Here is a 21,195-nt window from a genome sequence, read left to right as displayed (position 1 = left end):
CAACAGAGAACATATCGGGTCTCTTCTGGTAAGAACGTCTCGATGAGCATCGTCGTCGTACGTCGCCCTGAACGCCGCCCCGGCCCCAAACCGCCACGCGGCGAAGTCCTGCTTGAATCCCCGCCGGAGATCCCCGAGGTCCAGCCGCAGGGATTCACCGCGGTGCTCACGTTCCTGCCCATGGTGGCGGGCGCGGCGGCCATGGGGCTCATGTTCACCGCCTTCGGCAACGCCAACCCCATCATGTACGTCGCCAGCGGCCTCTTCGCGGTCTCCATGGTCGGCATGAGCATCGGCCAGCTGGGCCGCCAGTCGGGCGAGCGCAAGTATCGGCTGAACGGCGCCCGCCGCGACTACTTCCGCTACCTCGGCCAGGTGCGCAAGCGGACCAGGCGCGCCGCCAAGGAGCAGCGCGAGGCCCTGGAGTGGAGCGGCCCCGAGCCGGAGGCCCTGTGGTGGATCGCCATGGGACCGCGCCTCTGGGAGCGGCGGCCCCGCGACGACGACTTCGCCACCGTACGCCTCGGCACCGGCGTCCAGAAGCTCGCCGTCCAGCTCATCCCGCCGGACTCCAAGCCCGTCGAGGACCTGGACGCGCTGTCGGCCGGCGCGCTGCGCCGCTTCATCAGGGCGCACTCCACGGTCTCCGGGCTGCCGGTGTCGGTGGCGCTGGGCTCGTTCGCCAGGATCCGGCTGTCAGGCGACCCCGAGACCGTACGGGGCCTGGTGCGAGCCATGGTCTCCCAGCTCACCGTGTTCCACGCGCCGGAGGACATGCGGATCATGGTGTGCGCGGGCCCGGACACCATGCCCCACTGGGAATGGGTCAAATGGCTCCCCCACGCGCTGCACCCGGAGGAGATGGACGCCGCCGGACAGGTGCGGCTCATGACGGAGAACATGGGCGAGCTGGACCGCCTGGTCGGTGAGGAACTGAGGGAACGCGCCCGGTTCAGGCCCGGCGCGGCGGCCGAGTCGCTGCCGTACCACGTGCTCGTCGTGGACGGCGGGCACGTGCCGCACGACTCCCAGCTCGGCAGCGACGCCATCCAGGGCGTGACCGTGATCGACCTGTCCGGCTCCACCCCCGACGTGGAGGAGAGCAGCACGCTGCGGCTGGACATCCAGCCCGACGGCTTCCACATGGTCAAGATCGACCACGCCGGCAAGGAGCACCGCACCCGGCTCGGCGACCCCGACCGGCTCGACTTCCTGCGGGCCGAGGGCCTGGCCAGGCAGCTCGCCCCGCTGCGCACCTCGATCGGGTCCGGCGGCGGCGAGGTCGAGGACGTGCTGGCGGCCAACACCACGCTCACCGACCTGCTGGGCGTCGGCGACCCCATGAACGTGGACCCGGCGATCGTCTGGCGGCCACGGGCCGGCCGCAACCGGCTGCGCGTCCCCATCGGGCTCGGCGCCGACGGCCGCGTCGTGGAGCTGGACATCAAGGAGTCCGCGCAGGGCGGCATGGGCCCGCACGGGCTGGTGATCGGCGCCACCGGGTCCGGCAAGTCGGAGCTGCTGCGCACGCTGGTGCTGGGCCTGGCGGTCACGCACTCGTCGGAGATCCTCAACTTCGTCCTCGTGGACTTCAAGGGTGGCGCGACCTTCCTCGGGCTGGACTCGCTCTCCCACGTCTCGGCGGTCATCACCAACCTGGAGGACGAGCTTCCGCTGGTCGACCGCATGTACGACGCCCTGCACGGCGAGATGGTCCGCCGCCAGGAGCTGCTGCGCGCGGCCGGCAACTACGCCTCGCTGCGCGACTACGAGCGGGCTCGCGAACAGGGAGCCGAGCTGGCGCCGCTGCCTACCCTCTTCGTCGTGCTGGACGAGTTCAGCGAGCTGCTGTCGGCCAAGCCGGAGTTCATCGAGCTGTTCGTGATGATCGGCCGGCTCGGCCGGTCGCTGGGCGTGCACCTCCTGCTGGCCTCGCAGCGCCTGGAGGAGGGCCGGCTGCGCGGCCTGGACACGCATCTCTCCTACCGGATCGGCCTGCGTACCTTCTCGGCCATGGAGAGCCGGGTCGTGCTCGGCGTGGCTGACGCCTACGAGCTGCCGTCCGCCCCCGGCAACGGCTACCTCAAGTTCGACACCACGGGCATGACCAGGTTCAAGGCCGCGTACGTGTCCGGACCGTACCAGCCGGACACCCGGCGGCCCGGCGCCAGCGACGGCAGCACCATCCTGCGCCAGGTCGTCGAGTACACCTCCGGCTACGTGCCGATGCCCGTCGTGCCGCAGCCGGTCGAGCCGCCCCCGTCCACCGAGGTGGACGAGCGCGGCCCGCAGAACAGCCTGCTCGACATCGTGGTGCAGCGCCTGGCCCGGCACGGGCCCGCCGCGCACCGCATCTGGTTGCCGCCGCTCGGCGAGCCCCCCACGCTGGCGCACCTGCTGCCGCCGCTGTCGGTCACGCCGGAGCTCGGCCTGTCCACGCCCGGCTGGCAGGGCCGGGGCAAGCTGCACGCCGTCGTCGGGATCATCGACAAGCCGTTCGAGCAGCGGCGGGACCCGTACTGGCTGGACCTGTCCGGCGCGGCCGGGCACGTCGGCGTGGCCGGCGGGCCGCAGAGCGGCAAGAGCAACGTGCTGCGCACCCTGATCACCGGCATGGCGCTCACGCACACGCCGCTCGAGATCCAGTTCTACTGCCTGGACTTCGGCGGCGGCAGCCTTGGCGCGCTGGCCGGGCTGCCGCACGTCGGCGGCGTCGCCACCCGCCTCGACGCCGAGCGGGTACGCCGCACCGTGGCCGAGATCGTGGCGATCATGCGCCAGCGCGAGCGCGCGTTCGCCGACCGCGGCATCGACTCCATCGCCACCTACCGGCGGATGGTCGCCGACGGCACCGCCGACAGCGACGGCTTCGGCGACATCTTCCTCGTCGTGGACGGCTGGCTCACCATCCGGCAGGAGTTCGAGAACCTGGAGGCCGTCATCACCGACCTGGCCGCCCGCGGCCTCGGGTACGGCATCCACGTGATCGCGGCCACCAACAAGTGGTCGGAGTTCCGGCCGAGCATCAGGGACCTGTTCGGCACCAGGATCGAGTTCAAGCTCGGTGACGCGTACGAGTCGGAGATCAGCAGGAAGGCGTCGCTGGCCGTGCCGGAAGGCGTGCCCGGCCGCGGCCTGACGAGGGACGGCATGCACTTCCTCGCCGCGCTGCCGCGCATCGACGGCCAGCACACCTCCGAGGACGTCTCCGAGGGCATGCGCTCGCTCGTCGACGTCGTGCGGCAGTCGTGGCAGGGCCCGTCGGCCGCGCCCGTACGGCTGCTGCCGGCGCTGCTGCCCGCCGCCGACCTGCCGGGGCCCGAGCAGACGGGAGCGGGCCGGATCGCGATCGGCCTCGACGAGGACAACCTCGCGCCGGTCTCGCTCGACTTCGACAACGACCCGCACTTCGTCGTGTTCGGCGACAACGAGTGCGGCAAGTCGAACCTGCTGCGGCTCATCATGGAGGGCGTCGTCGCGCGGAAGACGCCGAGCGAGGCCATGATGATCGTCATCGACTACCGGCGCTCGCTGCTGGACACGGCGGTGACCGACCACCGCATCGGCTACGCCGCCTCCAGCACAGCCGCCATGGACCTGATGAACGACGCCCGCGCGGCGCTGCTCAAGCGGCTTCCCCCGGCGGACCTGACGCCCGAGCAACTGCGCTCGCGAAGCTGGTGGCAGGGCTCCGACCTCTACATCGTCGTCGACGACTACGACCTCGTCGCCACGGGGAACAGCCCGCTCGCGCCGCTCGCCGACCTGCTGCCGCAGGCCCGCGACATCGGCCTGCACCTGATCGTGGCCCGGCAGTCCGGCGGCGCCAGCCGGTCGCTGTACGACCCGGCGATCCAGCGGCTGAAGGAGATGGCCAGCCCGGCGCTGATCATGTCGGGCAACCGTGACGAAGGCCCGCTCTTCGGCAACATCCGGCCGACACAGCTGCCCGTGGGACGCGGCTACTACGTCGATCGCCGGCAAGGCGCTCGGTTGATCCAGACCGCGTACTTGGGAGAGGCATGAGTTACGTCGACGTGTACATGCAGGCGCTGGACGATTGCGGGCGTCAGGTGCGCCGGGTCAGCAAAATGCTCGATTTCGACAACACGTTCGAGGACTCAGAGGCACAAAAGCCCCCGGAAAAGATGGACAGCCGCCTCTTCGGCCGGCTGAAGGGAGCCGGCGAGCTGGCCGGGCAGATCGACGACGTGTGGGGGGCGTTCAAGGCGGAGCTCGCGGCGGGCCAGGACCGCCTGGACCGGGTCGAGCGCTCGCTCGACAAGGTCGTCACCAACTACCGCGAGGCCGAGAAGGACCCCACCAAATGAGCATCGTCTCCAAGCTCACGGAGTTACTCGAACAGGTCAAAGGGGACCCGGAGGCGATCAGAGACCTCGCGACCGCCATGCGCAAGGTCAGCGCCCACGTCGCCGCGTCGACCAACAAGCTGGTCGATGACGTGACGGAGGTCGGCAACGCCTGGAAGGGCGACTCGGCCACCGCCTTCGCCACGTACATGAGCGCCTACCCCAAGGCCGGCGGCGACCTGCGTGACGCGATGACCACCGGCGCCTCGTCCCTCACCACCGTCGCCGGCAAGCTGGAGCAGGCGTACACCACGGTCCGCGACCTGCACATGAAAGCCGTCGAAGCCGAGAACAAGTACCACAAGACGCACAAGAAGGCAGATCAGTCACTCATCGATGCCTTCATCAAGAAAGAGCTCCACGACAATGATCCGGTCAGCACGGCCAAAGGGGCCGTCGCGACGGCCGAGGAAGCCCTGACCAAGGCCAAGGACGATCTGAAGAAGCTGGTCGGGGAGAAGAAATTCGGCTTCTTCGCGGGCATCAGGAAGCCCGGCGGGCCCGACTTCCTGCCCGGGAAGCACAAGCCGGAGTGGGAGAAGAGGGCCGGCTACAAGCCCACCACCGAGCCGGGCGCCAACCCGACCGGCGGCCCCTCGAACAACCCCGGCACCAATCCGGCCTCCAACCCGAGCACCGGCCCCAGTGCCACTGACCCCAAGGCCGAGGACCCGAAGGCCACAGATCCCAAGACCGAGGACCCCAAGACTCAGGACCCGAAGGCTGAGGACCCGAAGGCTGAGGACCCGAAGACGCAGGACCCCAACGCTCAGGATCCCAAGACTCAGGACCCCAACGCTCAGGACCCGAAGACGCAGGACCCCAACGCTCAGGACCCCAACGCCACGGACCCGAAGACGCAGGATCCGAACGCCGACCCGAGCACGACCGACCCCAACGCGACCGATCCCAACACGACCTCGAACGCCGGCGTTGACCCCAACGCCGACCAGTCGACCGACCCGGGATCCTCTGAGCCCGACATCAACGCTCCCGGCGTCGTCGAGCCCGGCGCGGACCCCGGCGCGGCCGGCCCCGCCACCGACGACCCTGCGACCGACCCCGGCACGGACGACCCCGCCGCGGGCGACCCCGGCACGGACGGCAACGGCATCGAGGGCGGCCCCCAGTACCCCGACGTGCCCCCCGCGCCGAAGGAGACCGTCGACTGGATCAAGGAGGCGCTCACCGTCATCGAGTCGCCGGAGATGGCCGCCATCCTCCAGGAACGCGGCCTGGACATCAGCGACCTGGGCCCGAACGACCCGGTGGACCTCCAGCGCATCTGGGCGATCATCCACAACGAGTCCGGCGGCGACCCCAACTTCCTCGGCACCGGCGGCGACCAGGGCCCCCAGGGTCTCATGCAGACCATCCCGTCCACGTTCGAGGCTCACCACCTGCCGGGACACGACAACATCAAGGACCCGGTGGACAACATCATCGCCGGCGTCCTCTACATCGTCGACAAGTACGGTGGCCTGGGCGACCACCCGGGCATCGCGTCACTGGAGAGCCATGGCGGCTATCAGTCGTACTGAGAAAACGACAGGTAACGCAGATATGAACAAAATCCGCATATAAACGGTCAACCGCTTAAAGAGGCATTTATCGCGTAGGACGCGGTGATACAAGATCATCGTGTCCTACGAAACCCGTACCCACTCGATCGACGCCTTCGCCGAGACCATGACCGGCTCGGCGACCGGCGTCCAGGGCGTCAGGCAGCGGACGCCGCGCTTCGAGGGCTGGAACCTCGCCCCGCTCGCCGGCGTGCCCGTCGTCGGGCTGATGTTCACCGACCGGTTCAACACCATCGCCGACACCTGGAACGACAGCGCCGGCATCCTGAGCGACGTACTGCACAAGGACGCCGGCAGGGTCACGCTCTCGGCGCACCACTACCGGCAGGCGGAACTGGCGAGCAGGACGAAGTGAGGGCCGCCGCATGACCACCCCGCCCCACCAGCCGCCCAATCTGGTCGTGCCCGGGCAGACGAGCGTGCCCCAGGGCGACCAGCGGCTCTACCTGGCCGGCCGCAACAACGCCGTCACCGGCTCCGTCCAGGTGAAGCCGGCCGCGGCGGCCGTACGCAGCGACCCCGGCTTCTTCAAGCGCCTGGTCACCGGGCTCAACCCGCTGCGCCAGAGCACCCGGGCCGCGATGGCGATGTCCGGCCTCGGCGCGGCCGCGCTGGCCCTCGACGTGGCCGCCACGCTCAACCTGGGCAACCCCTTCCTCTTCTACGACCGGCGGGAGACGTGGAAGGAGATGTCCGGCGCCTTGGAGGGCAACAGGTCGAACCTGTGGCGCGGCTACTTCGACCAGATCTCGCCGAACTGGAAGGGCACGGCCGCCGAGGCCCTCCAGCAGTACGTGCGATTCAACGTCAACGGCCTGTTCAGCCAGCTCGGCAAGGTCGGCGACGAGTTGAGCGGCGCGATGCACGGCCAGTACAAGGAGGTGCTGGAGTACGACCTGTCGGTCTTCGGCCTCTACGCCACCTCCGCGCCGGTCCTGCGGTCCCTGGCCTCCATGAGCACCGCGCATCCCGTGGCCAGGGTCGCCCTGATGACCCAGGTCGGCGTCTTCAGCACCGCGCTCGGCAACCTGGTCAAGCAGTTCGCCGACATCTACAACTCGTACGAGGGCGATCTGAACAAGCTGGAGCTGAAGCTCAACGACCTCAAGGGCGCCTTCTACAACTCGGGGGACCCCACGCGGGGCGCGCGGGACCTGCACCTGTCCCCCACGCTCGCCGACCCGGGCCGGGCCGACGACATGTGGAAGCCGAAGGGGGCCGGCGCTTGAGCCAGATCGACGCCTTCGCGGCGGGCAGGGAGGGCGACGTCCCCGGCCTGCTGCGGGAGATGAACGCCTGGTCCGCCGGGGTCGCCGGCGCGCTGGACGAGCTGTCCAGGGAGCGGCTGGAGGGCACGGACGCGAGCGGCGCCGTACGGGTCAGGGTGTCGGGGACCGGACGGCTGCTGGGGATGCGCCTCGACCCCAAGGGGCTGCGGGAGCTGGACCACGAGCGGCTGGCCGCGGCCGTCATGGAGGCGGTGGCCGCCGCCCACGGCGCGCTCGGGGACCGCCTGGAGGATCTCACGGCCGGCCTGTCCGGCCGGCCCGCCGGGGGCGCGGACGACCCGCTCGCGGCGCACGTCGAGCGCGTCATGCGGGAGGGCTGAGCGATGGACGAGATGGACGAGGCGATGGCCCGGCTGGACGCGCTGATGGCCGGCGCGCGGCGGGCCGAGGAGGCGGTGGCGGAGTGGAGCGCACGCCGCTTCACCGGCCGCGCCGACGAGGGCAGGATCGAGGCCACGACGGACGCGCTCGGCGTGCTCGTCGGCCTGCGCATCCACCCGGTGAGCCGGGCCAGGATGGACGCGCGCCGGCTGGCCGACGCGATCACCGCGGCGATCCAGCGGGCGGAGGAGGCCGCCGAGTCCGCCAGGGCGACCGTGCTGCCCTGACCGCCAGGCCCGTCCCGCCAAGCCCGTCCCAGCGGGCCGCGCGGAACCCCTCACCCGAGGAACCCTGACACACGGAACCCCCTCCCGCATCTGCCAGGAGGGGGTTCTTCGTGTCGCGCGGGTGGCCGTGATCAGCTGCAGTTGGCCCAGCCGGCGCTGGTCGCCGCGGAGCCGACGCTGCCGGAGAAGCGCACGCACTTGCCCTTGGCCTGCAGCTTGACCGGACCGGCGTAGAACTCGTAGCTGCCGCTGTCGGTCTTCGTCTCGCCGCCCTGGACCTCCAGGGTGGCGCTCACCGGACTGGCCTTGCCGATGTTCACCTTCTTGATCGTCATGACGCAGTTCTCACCGGTGGAGTTGTTGTAGAGCTGGAACGTCTCACCGTCGCCGAAGTGCTGGCGACGCTGGATGTAGAAGCCCTCACCGCAGGCCTCCTCCGGGCTCTTCCCGTGCGGCTGCGCGGCCTTGGTCGGCTGCGCCGGCTCGGGCTCCTTGGTGGGGGTCGCCGGCGGCACGGGCGGGGTGGGGGTCGCCGTCACGGTGACGGTCGGCGTCGGCGTGGGCGTCGGTGACGGCGTGGCGGTGACGGTGACCGTCGGGACGGGCGTCGGCGACTCCGACGGTCCCATGGTGGCCACCTTCGTGTTGGACGGCGTCGGCGTGTGCCTCCCCCGCCTCGTCACGGTCACCGTGGGCTGGGCGGCGGTCGGCGTGGCGGCGGGCTGCGTGGTGACCGGCGGCTGCGCGACCGGCTGGGAGTTGATCGGCAGCGGCGAGGGCACCGTGCTGTACTCGGGCGGCGTGGGCGCCTGCGAGGTCCAGTCGCTGGGCAGCGTCATGGGGCCGACGTCTTCCTGGGTGGTCCCCGGCGTCTTCGCCCACGGAACGGTGACGTCGGGCGGGTTCTGCCCCGTCTGGTCCGGGTTGTTGGGCTGGGTCCGGGGCTGGCCGTCGTTGTTCGTGACGACGTTGCCCGCGGCGGCCGGGTCCTGCGTCTTCGCGCCCCCGGCGACGGCCACGGTCTCGAAATTCTGCGTGGCGGCGTACTGGTTGGCGCCCCACAGACCGGCGCCGGACAGCAGCGCCAGCGCGCCCACGGCGGCGGCCAGGCCGAGCGGGAACTTGCGCTTCGGGTGGGAGGGGACCGTCTGTCCCTGGACCGCCGGCGGCCGCTGCTCCTCGCGCGGCGGCTCCCACATCGGCTCGGGCGGCACCGGCACGCCCTCCACCGGCTCGGGACCGGCCGGGGCGAGCCCGCCCTGCGGCGGCACGGGCGGAGGTCCCCAGTTCTGCTGCGGCGGCACCCCGTCGGCGGGCAGGCCGGGAACCGGCAGGCCCTGACCCGGCTGGCCCTGACCCGGCTGGCCGGGGAGGCCCTGGCCAGGGAAGTTCTGCTGCAGGGGCACGCCCTCGACGGGCATCCCCTGGGGCGGCACGCCGTCCATCGGCAGGCCGGGAACGGGCGCGCCAGGAGCGGTCAGGCCGGGGATGATCACGCCCTGCAGCGGGATGCCGTCGAGCACGACGTCCGGCCCGGACTCCGGCTTCTGGGCGGCCACGCCACCGCGCTTGTCGCCGAGGAGCTGCAGCAGCGCCGTGTAGGTGGTGGGCCGCTGCCCGGTGTCCTTGGACAGCGCCGCCTGCACGACCCGGCGCAGCGGCTCGGCGAGGGAGCCCAGCTCGGGCTCGCCGTTCAGCACGGCCTCTTCGTCCTGGCCGAAGGGCGGCTGCCCGGTCGCGGCGAAGGCGACGGTCGCCGCCCAGGCGAACACGTCGGCGTACGGCCCGTAGGCGAGGCCCCTGATCTGCTCCGGCGCGCGGTAGCCGGTCTCGCCGGCGGGCTCACCGAGGTCGACGTCCGTCACGCGGGGGCCGTCGGGGCCGAGGATCACGTTGTGCGGGGTCAGCCCTCGATGGGTGATGCCCGCCAGGTGCACGGCGGTCAGCGCGGTGAGCACACCCACCGCGACCCGCTCCAGGGTGTCGGCGTCGAGCGGGCCGTCCGTGGCCACGACCTCGGCCAGGCTGCGGCCCTCGACGTGCTCGCGGACCACGTAGATGTGGTCGTCGTGGCGCCCGGCCTCAAGGGTGCGGGCCACGGACGAGCTGGACACCCGTTGCACGCCGGTGAGCCGAGCGACATCGTCGCTGCCCGCCTCCGGGGCCGAAGGCAACAACTTGATCACTCTTAAGGGCGCGTCGTCGGACTCCCTGCCGAGAAAGGCCGCGCCACGCGGCCCATCGGTCAGACGTCCTGCGATGTCGTACGCGCCCAGCTTCGCGGGATCACCCGGACGCAGGGGGTGCATCTCCATCCCTTCAGTGAAAGATAGATCTTGAAGGGACATTCAACCGCATCTGCCACATTTACATCAGAGGTTTCACCAGCGAATTGACAATTCACCCACAAGTCACACTTTGGGACACCGTGGAGTAACAGTTAGGACGCCCGTCCCGGCCGCCATCCGCGCGCCCGTCCCCGCGGGACCAGCAGCACGAGGGCGCCCGCGACCAGCATCACCATGAGCGCGCCCGTCCCCACCGCCATCGCGATGCCGATCGCCGTCTCGTCGCGCGGCGGGACCTTCGCCACGGCGTTCGCCGGCAGCGCGGTGGGCGGCGGCTCGGCCACCACGGGGCCGTTCGCGTCCTCGTACGGCAGGACGGCGGTGAGCGCGAGCAGCGGGTTGACCATGCCCGTCCCGGTGCCGGCGCCGGAGGTGCCGTCGGCGGTGGCGATGATGCGCCGGCGCACCTGCTCCTGGTTGAGCCGGGGGAAGCGGGCCCGGACCAGGGCCGCGGTGCCCGCCACGTACGGCGAGGCGAAGCTCGTGCCCTGCAGCCCGCGCATGTAGGAACGGCCCGGCCAGGGTGCGGTGATGTCGGCTCCGGGGCCGAGCACGCCGACCGGGGTGACGGCGTTGGAGGAGTCGGCGCGGCGGCCGTCCGGCGTGGCCGCCCCCACCGCCAGCACGCCGTCGTAGGCCGCCGGGTAGGACGGCTCGGCCTCGTCGTCCTGGTTGGTGATGTTGCCGGCGGCGGCCACCACGACGATGTCGTTGTCCAGCGCCCGCTGGATCGCGGCCCGCAGCGACGGGTTGTCGGAGGCGCGTACAGACACGTTGATGACGTCCGGCTTGGCGTCCACCGCGTCGTTGATGGCGTTGACGAGGTTGGCGAGCACGCCGTCGGTCTTGTTGCTCTGCTTGAACATGAGCAGCCGGACGTCGGGCGCGACGCCGTGGAACGGGACCCCGGCCAGGTAGCGGGCGCCGATGATGCCGGCGACGGCGGTGCCGTGGCCGACGCAGTCGCGGTAGCCGGTGTGCGTCTCGTCCACGACCTTGGAGATCTGGACCTGCGGGTGGTAGTCGGCGCCGCTGTCGACGACCGCCACCGTCACGCCCGCGCCCCTGGTGAGCCGCCAGGCGGACTTGATGTCGAGCCGCTTCTGCGCCCACGGCTCTGTGGCGGGGAGCTTGACGGTGCCCTTCTTGGGGTTGCAGTCGTCGTCCGCGATCGTGGCCGCCGCGGCGGGTGCGGCGGCGAGGTGCAGGGCGAGCAGGCTCGCCAGGAGGGCGCGACCGATCATGTCGAAAGAGGGTATATCGCCCGCCCCGCCGGGGTTCAACGGAAGGAAGCCCCAGCGGGTCGCCAGGGCCTCGTTCCGTTGCTCATTTCGTGGCGGACTCGATGTTCTGCCGGTAGGTGCCGATGACCCGCGAAGCCTCCTGCAGCTCCTCGGTCATCCGCTGGAACGCGGTGCGGTAGTTCTGCCAGGCCTGCTGGAAACGCTGCGCGCCCGGCCCCGTCCACGCGGTGCCGACCTTGGCCGCCTCGCGGTCGAGCGCGGTCATCGTGGTGCGGACCGCCTCTGACTGCTGGGTGAACTGGCTGGCCATCTGCTGCATTTCCGCGGGGTCGCCGCCGAGCATACTCTGGCTCATGCATACCTCCTGGACCGTGTGAAAGCGCCATCACCCTAAGCGGGCCCGCGGGCCTTCGTCCTGGTTATGCCGAGCGGCTATGGTCTACCCGAGGAATATTCGGGGATTGATACGGAGGTTCGTCCGGTATGCGCCAAGTCGTGGTGACGGGCGGCGGCACCGGCATCGGCTACGCGATCGCCGCGGCGTTCGCCTCCCGGGGCGAGCACGTGACGATCACCGGCCGCCGCGAGCACGTGCTCAAGGAGGCCGCCGGCCGCATCGGAGCCGACCACGCCGTCTTCAACGCCGCCAGCCCGGTCGCCGTCCAGGAAGCGCTCGCCGCCCTGCCGCAGCGCGTGGACGTGCTGGTCAACAACGCCGGCGGCAACACCAACCTCGACCGCAAGCAGTCCGGCGACCTCATGGACGTCGCCGAGGCGTGGTGGGCCAACCTCAACACCAACCTCATGTCCGCGGTGCTCGTCACGACCGCGCTGGCCCCGCGCCTCAGCGACGGCGGCCGGGTGATCTCCATCGGCTCGATCGCCGCCCGCGGCACCGGCTCGGGCTCGTACGGCGCCGCCAAGGCCGCCCTGGAGTCCTGGACCGCCGACCTGGCCGCCGAGCTGGGCCCGCGCGGCATCACCGCGAACGTCGTCTCCCCCGGTCTCGTCCTCGACACCGAGTTCTTCGGAGGACGCCTCACCGAGGACGGCATCCGGGCCCGCGTGGACAACACCCGCAACGGCCGGCCCGGTACGCCTTCCGACGTGGCCGATACCGTTCTGTTCCTGGCCGGCGAGGGAGCCGGGCACGTCACGGGGCAGGTGCTCCACGTCAACGGCGGCGCCTACCTGGGCCGCTGATCCATCGACCTCGGGAAGGACGGACGCCGGTGCGGAAGGTGCTGATCGCCAACCGCGGCGAGATCGCCGTACGGGTGGCCCGCGCGTGCAAGGACGCCGGGATCGGGAGCGTGGCGGTCTACGCCGACCAGGACCTCGACGGCCTGCACGTCAGGGTCGCCGACGAGGCGTACGCGCTGGGCGGGCAGTCGCCCGCCGAGACCTACCTCGACGTCGCCAAGCTGCTCGACGTGGCCGCCCGCAGCGGCGCCGACGCCGTCCATCCCGGCTACGGCTTCCTGGCCGAGAACGCCGCCTTCGCGCAGGCCGTCATCGACGCCGGCCTGACCTGGATCGGCCCGCCGCCCGCCGCCATCGCCGCGCTCGGCGACAAGGTGCGCGCCAGGCACATCGCCCAGAAGGTCGGCGCGCCGCTGGTCGCCGGCACCCAGGACCCGGTGTCCGGGGTGGACGAGGTCGTCGCCTTCGCGGAGGAGCACGGGCTGCCCATCGCGATCAAGGCCGCGTACGGCGGCGGCGGGCGCGGCATCAAGGTCGCCCGCCGGCTGGAGGAGGTCGCCGAGCTCTACGAGTCGGCGGTGCGCGAGGCGGTGGCGGCGTTCGGGCGGGGCGAGTGCTTCGTCGAGCGCTACCTCGACCGGCCCCGCCACGTCGAGACGCAGTGCCTGGCCGACGCGCACGGCAACGTGGTCGTGGTCTCCACCCGCGACTGCTCGCTGCAGCGCCGCCACCAGAAGCTGGTGGAGGAGGCCCCGGCCCCGTTCCTCACCGCCGATCAGGAGGCGCTGCTGCGCGCCTCGTCCAAGGCCATCCTGCGCGAGGCCGGCTACGTCGGCGCGGGCACCTGCGAGTTCCTGGTCGGCCAGGACGGCACGATCTCCTTCCTGGAGGTCAACACCCGCCTCCAGGTCGAGCACCCGGTCACCGAGGAGGTCGCCGGCGTCGACCTGGTCCGCGAGATGTTCCGCGTGGCCGGCGGCGAGGCACTCGGCTACGACGACCCGCCGCTGCGCGGCCACTCCATCGAGTTCCGGATCAACGCCGAGGACGCCGGGCGGGGCTTCCTGCCCGCGCCGGGCACCCTGACCTCGATGCGCCCGCCGGCCGGTCCCGGCGTGCGCCTGGACGCCGGCTACGAGACGGGGATGACCGTGCCGGGCGCGTTCGACTCGCTCGTGGCCAAGCTCGTCGTCACCGGGCGCGACCGGCGCGAGGCGCTCGACCGGGCGAGGCGGGCGCTGGCGGAGTTCGAGATCGACGGGATGCCGACCGTGCTGCCCTTCCACCGGGCCGTCGTGACGGATCCGGCGTTCACCGGGGAGCCGTTCTCCGTCCACACCCGATGGATCGAGACCGAATGGGACAACACGGTCGAGCCGTACGAAGGGGCCGTGGCCACGGGCGAGGAGGCGGCGCGCGAGCGGGTGACCGTGGAGGTCGGCGGCAAGCGGCTGGAGGTCGTCCTGCCGGCCGGGCTCGGCGCCGCCGCTACGCCCTCGGCGAACAAGCCGCCCCAGAAGCGCGGGCGCGGCGGGGCCCGCAAGCCGGCCGCGGGCGGTGACACCCTGGTCAGCCCGATGCAGGGCACGATCGTCAAGGTCGTGGCCGCCGACGGCGACACCGTGGCCGAGGGCGACACGATCGTGGTGCTGGAGGCCATGAAGATGGAGCAGCCGCTCACCGCGCACAAGTCCGGCGCCGTCACCGGCCTCGCGGCGGCCATCGGGCAGACGGTGACCTCCGGCGCCGTGATCTGCGAGATCAAGGACGCCTGACGACGGGGCCGCCCGGAGACCCGAGCGTCCCGGACGAATCCGGTAGCGTGCACAGTGAGGAACTTTGCCGACCGCCCGTTCGTCCTCATGGGCGAAGGAGGCTTGCTGCCAATGACCCATTCGCTGCGCCGAGCAGGGGCCGCGATCGCGGCTCTGATCGCCGGTCTGTTCGCCGTTCTTGCGTTCTCCCCTGCCGCCAACGCGGCGGCTCCCCCTGATGCCCAGTCGGTCGTGTCCCACTGGAAGCAGGACCCGCTCTACACGGTGTCCGGCTCCCCCTTGAGCTCCGACCAGCAGAGCGAGATCAACGACGCGCTGAAGGGGGCCGACAGCAAGATCTACGCCGTGGCGTTGCCCGACGGCACGATCGACCAGAGCAATGTCGCGTCCTACACCAGCCAGCTCACCTCGGCACTGAAGAGCGCCGGCCGGCCCAGCGCCACCGTCGTGGTGCTCGACGGCATGACGATGTTCGTGGCGTCCACCGCCATGCCGCAGAACATCGTGGCCCAGTTGTCCAACCGCGCCACCAGCGCCAACTCCGACGTCGTCGACGGGTTCAAGGACTTCGCCAACCGCGTCGACCTGGCCCTGTCCGGCGACCGCTCCGCGCTCAACCCCGGCAGCCAGGCCAACCCCGGCGCCGGCGGCACCGCCGCGCTGGTGGGCCTCGGCGCGCTCGCCCTGGTCGGCGGCGGCGGCTACTTCCTCTACTCCAGCAACAAGAAGAAGAAGCAGGCCATCCAGGACGCCAAGGACCTCGCCGCGGTCAAGCAGACCGTCGACGAGGACGTCACCAAGCTGGGCGAGGAGATCACCGCGCTCGACACCGACGTCAAGCTCGCCGGCGAGGGCGGTCAGCACATCCAGGAGTGGGAGACCGCGCTCGACTCCTACGAGAAGGCCAAGACCCAGCTCGCCACGGTGCAGCGGGCCGACCAGGTGCGCGAGGTCACCCAGACCCTGGAGGACGGCCGCTACGCGCTGGCCGTGGTCAAGGCCAAGGTCAACAACGAGCCGGTGCCCGAGCGGCGCGCCCCCTGCTTCTTCAACCCGCAGCACGGCCCGTCCGCCCGCGACGTGCGCTGGGCCCCGCCCGGCGGCGCCGTCCGCGACGTGCCCGCCTGCCGGGCCGACGCCGAGGCCGTGGAGCGCGGCTTCGACCCGCAGATGCGTGAGGTCATGGTCGACGGCCAGCGCCGCCCCTACTACGACGCGGGCCCGGCCTACCAGCCCTACGCCTCCGGCTACTACGGCGGCTTCGGCGACATCATGACCGGCATGTTCATCGGCACCATGATGGGCAGCATGCTCGGCGGCTTCGGCCACGGCGGCTACGGCGCCGGCTACGCGGAGGGCTACGCCGACGGCGGCGGTGGCGACGCGGGCGGCGGCGACTTCGGCGGCTGGGGCGACTTCGGCGGCGGAGGCGACTTCGGCGGCGGCGACTTCGGTGGCGGCGACTGGTAACCACCCGCCCGGACACCCGGCGACGCCCCTCGCGGACCACTCCGCGAGGGGCGTTCCCTTTCCTGGTCCGTAGGATCGGGCGGGTGAGCTACCTCTCGTACGGCGGCCGGGTCGGCCTCCGCCACCTCGCCGCCGACGACGCGGCCGAGATCCTGGCGCTGAACAAGGAGAGCCTCGACCTGCACGGCCCATGGCTGCCCGGCCCTCAGGTCACCACCCCCGAGGAGTTCGAGGGCTACCTCGGCCGGTTCGACGGCCCCGCCCACGAGGGGTTCGTGGTCTGCCGGCTCGACACCGGCGGGATCGCCGGCCGGATCAACGTCAACAACATCGTCCGCGGCACCCACCAGGCGGGCACCGTCGGCTACAGCGCCTACGCCTCCACCACCGGCCGCGGCTACATGACCGAGGGCCTGCGGCTGCTGGTCGCGTTCGCCTTCGACGAGCTGGCGCTGCACCGGCTGGAGGCGAACATCCAGCCGGGCAACACCGCCTCGCTCAAGCTGGCCGAGCGGGCCGGCTTCCGGCGCGAGGGCTATTCACCGAACTTCCAGTTCATCAACGGCGCCTGGCGCGACCACGAGCGCTGGGCCGTCACCGCGGAGATGGTCTAGAGGTACGGCCCGGGGTGCCGCATGGCCCACACCGTGCCGCGCACGATCCCCTCCTTGACCACGGCGGCGGCCCGCCCGGTGACCACCGCCGGGCGCGGCCGGTCGTTCGGCTGGGTGAACTGGACGAGCCCGTCGCGCCGCCCGAGGCTGAGACACCGCAGGAGGTAGCGGAGCCGGGCGGGGGGCGACTCGCGGCCGGTGACCAGGCGGGCCGCGGCGTCGCCCGCGTACTGTCCCATGGGGACGGCGTTCTGGCAGGACATGCTGTGCGGGCTGAGGCCGCACACGTTCGCGGCGGCGGCGTCGCCGATCGCCAGGATCTCGGGGTGCGACACCGAGCGCAGCCGCCCGTCCACCACGATCCGGCCGTCGTCGCCGGTGGCGAGCCCGGCCGCGGCGGCGAGCGGCTGGACGCGGAAGCCGCCCGTCCACACGACGGTGCCGGCGGGGGCCTCCGTCCCGTCGCCGAGCAGCAGCCCGTCGGCGCCGACCTTGGCGACCGGGGTGTGGTCGCGCACCCGCACCCCGAGGTCGCCGAGCACCCGGCGGACGTGCCTGCGGCCGGGCTCGGACAGCAGCCCCTCCGCGAGCCCGCCCGCGCAGAACAGCTCGAAGCGCAGGTTGGGGTACGCGCCGGCGAACTCGGCCGCCGTCTCCAGGCCGGTCAGCCCGGCGCCGACCAGCGCCACCGAGCGGGTCTCCGCCGCCAGCCGCTTCCGCAGCCGGACGGCCTCCTCGCCGGTGGCGGGCGTGTAGGCGTGCTCGCGGGCCCCGGGCAGGGCGTCGAGGTCGGCGGCGCTGCCGAGGGCGTACACGAGCACGTCGTAGCCCAGCTCGTACGGCGGCCCGTCCAGCCGCACCGTCCGCGCCTCCGGGTCGAGGCCGGTGACGCGGCCGATCACGAGCTCGACGCCGGTGCCGTCGAGCAGCCGGGCGAGGGGCAGGTCGGCGGCCGGTTGCCCGGCGGCGAGCTGGTGCAGCCGCACCCGCTCCACGAACCGGTCGGCCGCGTTGACCAGCGTCACCTTCGCGTCGGCGCGGCCGAGCCGCCGGGCGGCCCGTTTGGCGGCGCCGAGTCCCGCGTAGCCGGCTCCCAGCACCACGATGTGGTTCGTCATGGTTCCTCCTGTCGAGTCCCCACTTGAACCGGACAGCCCGGCGTTCCGTGACAGGCCGGCGCTGTGACGGTGCTCACAGCTCGATCATGCCGGGCGCGCTCGTGCCGAGCTGCGCGGCGACGTAGGCCAGCTTGCCGGGGTTGACCAGGGTCCGGACCGCGGTGACGCGCCCGCCGGTGAGCTCGGCCGTGATGATCCCGAACAGCCCGCCGCCGCCCCGCCACCAGGCCAGGGCCGCGGGCTCGCCGTTGATCTCGGCGAACTCGAACGTCACGGCGGCCATCTCGGGCCGGTTGTGGAGGCCGCGCAGGTAGCGGGCCACCTGGACGCGCCCGCGCACGGGCCTGCGCACCGCGGGCACCGTGCCGCCGCCGTCCGCCGAGGCGACGGCGTCCTCGGCCAGCAGGCGCTCCAGCGTGGCCACGTCGCCCTCGACGGCCGCCGCCAGGAACCCGCGGACGATGCGGCGGTGCTGCTCGGCGTCGCTGTCGAAGCGCTTGCGCGCCTCGCCCACGTGCGCCCTGGCCCGGCGGTGGAGCTGGCGCGAGTGCGCCTCCTCGATGCCGAGCACGCCGGCGATCTCCGCGTGGCTGTGCCCGAACGCCTCCCGCAGCACGAACACCGCCCGCTCGGCCGGGCTGAGCCGCTCCAGCAGCACCAGCACGCCCAGGGACACCGACTCGCGCTGCTCGACGGTCTCCAGCGGGCCGAGCGGGCCGCCGGAGGTGAGCACCGGCTCCGGCAGCCAGGGCCCCACGTAGCTCTCCCGCCTGGCCCGCGCGGAGGTGAGGTGGGTGAGGCACAGGTTGGTGACGACCTTGGTCAGCCAGGCCGCCGGCTCCTCCACCGCCTCGGCGGCCCGGCTCCAGCGCAGGTAGGTCTCCTGCACCATGTCCTCGGCCTCGCTCGCCGAACCGAGCAGCCGGTACGCGAGCCCGAACAGCCGCCACCGCTGCTCCTCGAACGTCTGCGTCCGGGAGTCCACGCCCCGATGCTAGGTCACCCGTCCGGCGCCCGCCTGGTCGCCAGGTCGAAGGCGGTCGCCAGCTCCCGTGCGTAGACGTCCAGATCCAGGTCGGGCCGGGTCTGGAGCAGGAACGGCAGCCCGTCGACGCTCCGCTGGATCGCCGCGGCCATGACGAAGGTGTCGAACGGGCGGAACTCGCCGCGTTCCTGCCCGTCCCGCAGGATGGCCTCCAGCTGCCGGAGCGTGCTGTCGTCCTCCTCGGGGCCGTAGAAGGCACGCTCGCCCCGCGGATGCAGGAAGATCTCCATGACCGCCTTCATCCGCGCCCGGTGCCCGGCCACGAACCCGACCAGCCCGGTGATGTAGGCCCGCAGCCGCCCCCGGGCGTCGGTGGCCGCGCCCACCTGCTCGGTCATGTGCCGGCCCAGCTCCCCCAGCACCTCCGCCAGCACGGCCGCCATCAGCTCGTCCTTGCCCGCGAAGTGGTACGAGATCAGCCGCGTGCTGCTCAGCCCCGCCCGCGCGGCGATCCTGGCGAAGCTCGCCTGGTTGTAGCCGAGCTCGGCGATCGTGTCGATGGTGGCGGCGACGATCTGCGCCCTCCGGGCCGCCCCCGTGAAGGTGTGTCCGCCGGAGCTTACTCGCATGAGTAATTCGTACCATTCGCGCGGGCGTCAGTCGGCCGGCAGGAGGGTGCCGAGCGGGCCGAGGTCGAGGTTGAGGTCGGCGGGGGTCAGCTCGAAGCGCTCACACAGGTCCCCCATCGCCTCCTCCAGGCGCATCAGCGTGACCCCCAGGGCCTCCACCTGCTCGTCGGTCAGGTTGCCCGCGTCCATCCTGCGGACGCACTGGCGTTCGACGAGCTGGCGTACCAGCTCGACGATGGTGAGGACGAGGCGGGACAGGTCGCGCTGGACCGTGTCCGGGTCGGCGGCGATGCGCCAGCGGGCGCCCTCCTCGCTCATCCGCCCTCCAGGGTGTCCGCGGAGGCGAGAACCGCCCGCAGCGAGATGCACACCAGGTCGATGTCGGCGATGGACAGCACGATGTCGCCGTTCAGGACGACCCCGCCGGCGAGCAGCCGGTCCAGCAGGTCCACGAGCGAGACCCGCTCGGCCGGCAGCCGGTCGGTCAGGGCGATCTCGTCGGCGGACGACCCCGTCAGCAGCGGCCCCGTCACCGGGTCTCCATCACCGTGAACGAGTACGGCGCCCACGGCCCGGTCACCGTCACCTCGATCCCTCCGCCGCCCAGCTCCCCCGCCAGCTCGGCGAACTCCCCGACCCTGCCCTCGTCCACCAGGTAGGCCCCGTTGAGCAGCATCCAGTCCGCGCGCCCCGACAGGCGCGGGTCCTGCGGGCGGTGCCGGCGGCTCGCGACGGCGACCGTGGCGAGGGCGGCGTGGATGTGCTCGGCCCGCGCCAGTGCCTGCCGCCTGTTCTGCTCGCGCCCGCGCAGGTTCGCCCGCCGCCGCTGGAGGTAGGCGGTGCCCGGCTTGCCGGACTGCTCGCAGCCGCCCCCGCCGGGCCGTTCGTCCGGCTGCTCGGCCGACCCGGGGTCGGCGAACGCCTTGACGCCCCACTCCCTGCGCCCGATGACCTGCTCCAGCACCTCGGCGAAGTCGGCGGCCCGGCGCTCCAGCAGGTCGCGGACCTGCTCGTCGCCGTCGTACACGGTGACCAGGCGCACGGGCGCGGTCGGGGTGGCGGCGGCGACCGCGTCCACCACGCGGTGGTGGGCGCGGGCGGTGCCGGCCAGCCAGTCCATGTCCTCCAGGGAGCGGCGCAGCGGCTCCTCGCCGAAGCGCTCCAAGGGCACGTCGCTCACGTACGCGACCAGCCCGCCGAGCGCGATCGTGCGCACGTCGGCGTCCGCGACGCCCGGCGGGCAGGCGGCCACCTCGTCGCGGGCTACCGCGTACAGGTAGGTCCCCGTGTCACTCATCGTTCGCCGTCCGGTCCTCGATGGCCGCCAGGCGGCGGCGCAGCCGGCGGTTCTCCTCGACGAGCTCCCGGTCCCTGCCGGACAGGAACGGATCGTGCTTCCACCAGTCGATGCCGAGCTCCCTCGCGGTGTCCACGGACGCGATGACCAGCCGCAGCTTGACCGTCAGCAGCTCGATGTCGAGCAGGTTGACCCGGATGTCGCCGGCGATGACGATGCCCCGGTCGAGCACCCGCTCCAGGATGTCGCCGAGGTTGGCCGCCTCGTGACCGGTCGAGCTCGGCCCGTAGGAAGGGCGGACGACCGGCCCGCGGTTCGCTACCGTGTCCACGTCACGCCGCCCGCTCTCATTGGTCCTCCCCGTTGTCGCTGCTGCCCCGCCGGTAGCGGCGCAGCCTCTTGTATGCCAGCAGGTTGCCCTCGTCGTCGATCTCCACCTGGTAGAGCGCGAGGATGTCGCCGGTGGAGGGGATCCGGCGGTCCTCGACGACCTCAACGCTGACGATCCAGCCGTCCTGGGCCGGGGTGACCGCGGTCACCCCCTGGATCTCCTTGGCCGTGAGGTCGGCGATGAGGCGCAGCGCCGCCTCGCCGGCCGTGGCCGCGTTCAGCGCGGGCGCGCTCGCGCCCCCGTCCCGCTTCTCATCCGTGGCGGGCATGGG

At 72.1% G+C, this 21,195-nt stretch carries 22 protein-coding genes; 11 read left to right on the top strand and 11 right to left on the bottom strand.

Annotation, left to right across the window (positions count from 1 at the left end; translation table 11 throughout):
* The first annotated feature begins 42 nt into the window (after nt 1-42).
* The 7 genes from Nocox_RS05495 to Nocox_RS05465 all read left to right on the top strand — a co-directional run bounded on the left by Nocox_RS05495 (nt 43) and on the right by Nocox_RS05465 (nt 7,850).
* Nucleotides 43-4,026, top strand: a complete 3,984-nt coding sequence (locus tag Nocox_RS05495) for a type VII secretion protein EccC (RefSeq protein ID WP_026214894.1) — start codon at nt 43-45, stop codon at nt 4,024-4,026.
* Nucleotides 4,023-4,331, top strand: a complete 309-nt coding sequence (locus Nocox_RS05490; RefSeq protein ID WP_020545817.1) for a hypothetical protein — start codon at nt 4,023-4,025, stop codon at nt 4,329-4,331. The genes Nocox_RS05495 and Nocox_RS05490 overlap by 4 nt, the downstream gene beginning before the upstream one ends.
* Complete coding sequence (locus Nocox_RS05485; RefSeq protein ID WP_020545818.1) at nt 4,328-5,911, top strand: transglycosylase SLT domain-containing protein; 1,584 nt, start codon at nt 4,328-4,330, stop codon at nt 5,909-5,911. Before Nocox_RS05490 ends, Nocox_RS05485 begins: the two co-directional genes overlap by 4 nt.
* 100 nt (nt 5,912-6,011) lie before the next feature.
* Nucleotides 6,012-6,308, top strand: coding sequence for a hypothetical protein (locus Nocox_RS05480; protein WP_020545819.1), 297 nt, complete (start codon nt 6,012-6,014; stop codon nt 6,306-6,308).
* A 10-nt stretch (nt 6,309-6,318) separates the two neighbouring features.
* Nucleotides 6,319-7,182, top strand: a complete 864-nt coding sequence (locus tag Nocox_RS05475) for a hypothetical protein (RefSeq protein ID WP_020545820.1) — start codon at nt 6,319-6,321, stop codon at nt 7,180-7,182.
* A complete protein-coding gene (locus Nocox_RS05470) occupies nt 7,179-7,562 on the top strand; it encodes a YbaB/EbfC family nucleoid-associated protein (protein WP_020545821.1) in 384 nt (127 codons plus the stop codon). The genes Nocox_RS05475 and Nocox_RS05470 overlap by 4 nt, the downstream gene beginning before the upstream one ends.
* 3 nt (nt 7,563-7,565) lie before the next feature.
* A complete protein-coding gene (locus Nocox_RS05465; RefSeq protein ID WP_020545822.1) occupies nt 7,566-7,850 on the top strand; it encodes a YbaB/EbfC family nucleoid-associated protein in 285 nt (94 codons plus the stop codon).
* A gap of 131 nt (nt 7,851-7,981) precedes the next feature.
* Here Nocox_RS05465 and Nocox_RS05460 read toward each other — a convergent pair whose 3' ends face one another.
* The 3 genes from Nocox_RS05460 to Nocox_RS05450 form a co-directional block, all read right to left on the bottom strand.
* Nucleotides 7,982-10,165 carry a serine/threonine protein kinase gene (locus Nocox_RS05460; protein ID WP_169577073.1) on the bottom strand — a complete coding sequence of 728 codons (2,184 nt, stop codon included), beginning with the start codon at nt 10,163-10,165 and terminating at the stop codon, nt 7,982-7,984.
* A gap of 125 nt (nt 10,166-10,290) precedes the next feature.
* Nucleotides 10,291-11,442: a S8 family serine peptidase gene (locus Nocox_RS05455; protein ID WP_020545824.1), complete on the bottom strand. Its 1,152-nt coding sequence runs from the start codon at nt 11,440-11,442 to the stop codon at nt 10,291-10,293.
* Between the two features lie 82 nt (nt 11,443-11,524).
* Entirely contained in the window at nt 11,525-11,797 is a 273-nt protein-coding gene (locus Nocox_RS05450) for a WXG100 family type VII secretion target (protein ID WP_026214895.1), read from the bottom strand.
* A gap of 128 nt (nt 11,798-11,925) precedes the next feature.
* On the opposite strand from Nocox_RS05450, the gene Nocox_RS05445 reads away from it, so the two are divergent.
* The 4 genes from Nocox_RS05445 to Nocox_RS05430 all read left to right on the top strand — a co-directional run bounded on the left by Nocox_RS05445 (nt 11,926) and on the right by Nocox_RS05430 (nt 16,504).
* Nucleotides 11,926-12,645, top strand: a complete 720-nt coding sequence (locus Nocox_RS05445; RefSeq protein WP_020545826.1) for an SDR family NAD(P)-dependent oxidoreductase — start codon at nt 11,926-11,928, stop codon at nt 12,643-12,645.
* A gap of 29 nt (nt 12,646-12,674) precedes the next feature.
* Nucleotides 12,675-14,420, top strand: coding sequence for an acetyl/propionyl/methylcrotonyl-CoA carboxylase subunit alpha (locus Nocox_RS05440; protein ID WP_219495578.1), 1,746 nt, complete (start codon nt 12,675-12,677; stop codon nt 14,418-14,420).
* 111 nt (nt 14,421-14,531) lie between these two features.
* Complete coding sequence (locus Nocox_RS05435; RefSeq protein WP_026214436.1) at nt 14,532-15,890, top strand: hypothetical protein; 1,359 nt, start codon at nt 14,532-14,534, stop codon at nt 15,888-15,890.
* A gap of 83 nt (nt 15,891-15,973) precedes the next feature.
* The gene (locus Nocox_RS05430; RefSeq protein ID WP_020543748.1) at nt 15,974-16,504 is read left to right on the top strand and encodes a GNAT family N-acetyltransferase; all 531 of its coding nucleotides are present in this window, start codon (nt 15,974-15,976) and stop codon (nt 16,502-16,504) included.
* On the opposite strand, the gene Nocox_RS05425 is transcribed toward Nocox_RS05430, so the two are convergent.
* From Nocox_RS05425 to Nocox_RS05390, 8 genes are all read right to left on the bottom strand, one after another.
* Nucleotides 16,501-17,622 carry an NAD(P)/FAD-dependent oxidoreductase gene (locus tag Nocox_RS05425; protein WP_020543747.1) on the bottom strand — a complete coding sequence of 374 codons (1,122 nt, stop codon included), beginning with the start codon at nt 17,620-17,622 and terminating at the stop codon, nt 16,501-16,503. The two genes, Nocox_RS05430 and Nocox_RS05425, sit on opposite strands and share 4 nt — an antisense overlap.
* Nucleotides 17,623-17,695: 73 nt before the next feature.
* Entirely contained in the window at nt 17,696-18,607 is a 912-nt protein-coding gene (sigJ, locus tag Nocox_RS05420; protein ID WP_020543746.1) for an RNA polymerase sigma factor SigJ, read from the bottom strand.
* Nucleotides 18,608-18,621: 14 nt separating this feature from the next.
* Nucleotides 18,622-19,236 carry a TetR/AcrR family transcriptional regulator gene (locus Nocox_RS05415; protein ID WP_020543745.1) on the bottom strand — a complete coding sequence of 205 codons (615 nt, stop codon included), beginning with the start codon at nt 19,234-19,236 and terminating at the stop codon, nt 18,622-18,624.
* A gap of 27 nt (nt 19,237-19,263) precedes the next feature.
* Nucleotides 19,264-19,554, bottom strand: a complete 291-nt coding sequence (locus Nocox_RS05410) for a gas vesicle protein K (RefSeq protein ID WP_020543744.1) — start codon at nt 19,552-19,554, stop codon at nt 19,264-19,266.
* A complete protein-coding gene (locus Nocox_RS05405) occupies nt 19,551-19,769 on the bottom strand; it encodes a gas vesicle protein (RefSeq protein WP_020543743.1) in 219 nt (72 codons plus the stop codon). The genes Nocox_RS05410 and Nocox_RS05405 overlap by 4 nt, the downstream gene beginning before the upstream one ends.
* A complete protein-coding gene (locus Nocox_RS05400; RefSeq protein WP_020543742.1) occupies nt 19,766-20,533 on the bottom strand; it encodes a GvpL/GvpF family gas vesicle protein in 768 nt (255 codons plus the stop codon). Before Nocox_RS05400 ends, Nocox_RS05405 begins: the two co-directional genes overlap by 4 nt.
* Nucleotides 20,526-20,864, bottom strand: a complete 339-nt coding sequence (gvpJ, locus tag Nocox_RS05395) for a gas vesicle protein GvpJ (RefSeq protein ID WP_020543741.1) — start codon at nt 20,862-20,864, stop codon at nt 20,526-20,528. The genes Nocox_RS05400 and gvpJ overlap by 8 nt, the downstream gene beginning before the upstream one ends.
* Before the next feature lie 16 nt (nt 20,865-20,880).
* Nucleotides 20,881-21,192, bottom strand: coding sequence for a gas vesicle protein GvpO (locus Nocox_RS05390; RefSeq protein WP_020543740.1), 312 nt, complete (start codon nt 21,190-21,192; stop codon nt 20,881-20,883).
* Between the last annotated feature and the right edge of the window lie 3 nt (nt 21,193-21,195).

This window comes from Nonomuraea coxensis DSM 45129, assembly GCF_019397265.1.
GTDB lineage: Bacteria > Actinomycetota > Actinomycetes > Streptosporangiales > Streptosporangiaceae > Nonomuraea > Nonomuraea coxensis.
The sequence above is the reverse complement of the archived record's forward strand: the minus strand, read 5'-3'. Positions and strand labels throughout refer to the sequence as shown.

Coding starts and splice junctions, on each gene's coding strand:
- Nocox_RS05495 (WP_026214894.1), top strand. CDS start 43: ATGAGCATCGTCGTCGTACGTCGCCCTGAACGCCGCCCCGGCCCCAAA.
- Nocox_RS05410 (WP_020543744.1), bottom strand. CDS start 19,554: ATGAGCGAGGAGGGCGCCCGCTGGCGCATCGCCGCCGACCCGGACACG.
- Nocox_RS05450 (WP_026214895.1), bottom strand. CDS start 11,797: ATGAGCCAGAGTATGCTCGGCGGCGACCCCGCGGAAATGCAGCAGATG.
- Nocox_RS05445 (WP_020545826.1), top strand. CDS start 11,926: ATGCGCCAAGTCGTGGTGACGGGCGGCGGCACCGGCATCGGCTACGCG.
- Nocox_RS05465 (WP_020545822.1), top strand. CDS start 7,566: ATGGACGAGATGGACGAGGCGATGGCCCGGCTGGACGCGCTGATGGCC.
- Nocox_RS05460 (WP_169577073.1), bottom strand. CDS start 10,165: ATGGAGATGCACCCCCTGCGTCCGGGTGATCCCGCGAAGCTGGGCGCG.
- Nocox_RS05415 (WP_020543745.1), bottom strand. CDS start 19,236: ATGCGAGTAAGCTCCGGCGGACACACCTTCACGGGGGCGGCCCGGAGG.
- Nocox_RS05390 (WP_020543740.1), bottom strand. CDS start 21,192: ATGCCCGCCACGGATGAGAAGCGGGACGGGGGCGCGAGCGCGCCCGCG.
- Nocox_RS05485 (WP_020545818.1), top strand. CDS start 4,328: ATGAGCATCGTCTCCAAGCTCACGGAGTTACTCGAACAGGTCAAAGGG.
- Nocox_RS05475 (WP_020545820.1), top strand. CDS start 6,319: ATGACCACCCCGCCCCACCAGCCGCCCAATCTGGTCGTGCCCGGGCAG.
- Nocox_RS05400 (WP_020543742.1), bottom strand. CDS start 20,533: ATGAGTGACACGGGGACCTACCTGTACGCGGTAGCCCGCGACGAGGTG.
- Nocox_RS05490 (WP_020545817.1), top strand. CDS start 4,023: ATGAGTTACGTCGACGTGTACATGCAGGCGCTGGACGATTGCGGGCGT.
- Nocox_RS05435 (WP_026214436.1), top strand. CDS start 14,532: ATGACCCATTCGCTGCGCCGAGCAGGGGCCGCGATCGCGGCTCTGATC.
- Nocox_RS05455 (WP_020545824.1), bottom strand. CDS start 11,442: ATGATCGGTCGCGCCCTCCTGGCGAGCCTGCTCGCCCTGCACCTCGCC.
- Nocox_RS05425 (WP_020543747.1), bottom strand. CDS start 17,622: ATGACGAACCACATCGTGGTGCTGGGAGCCGGCTACGCGGGACTCGGC.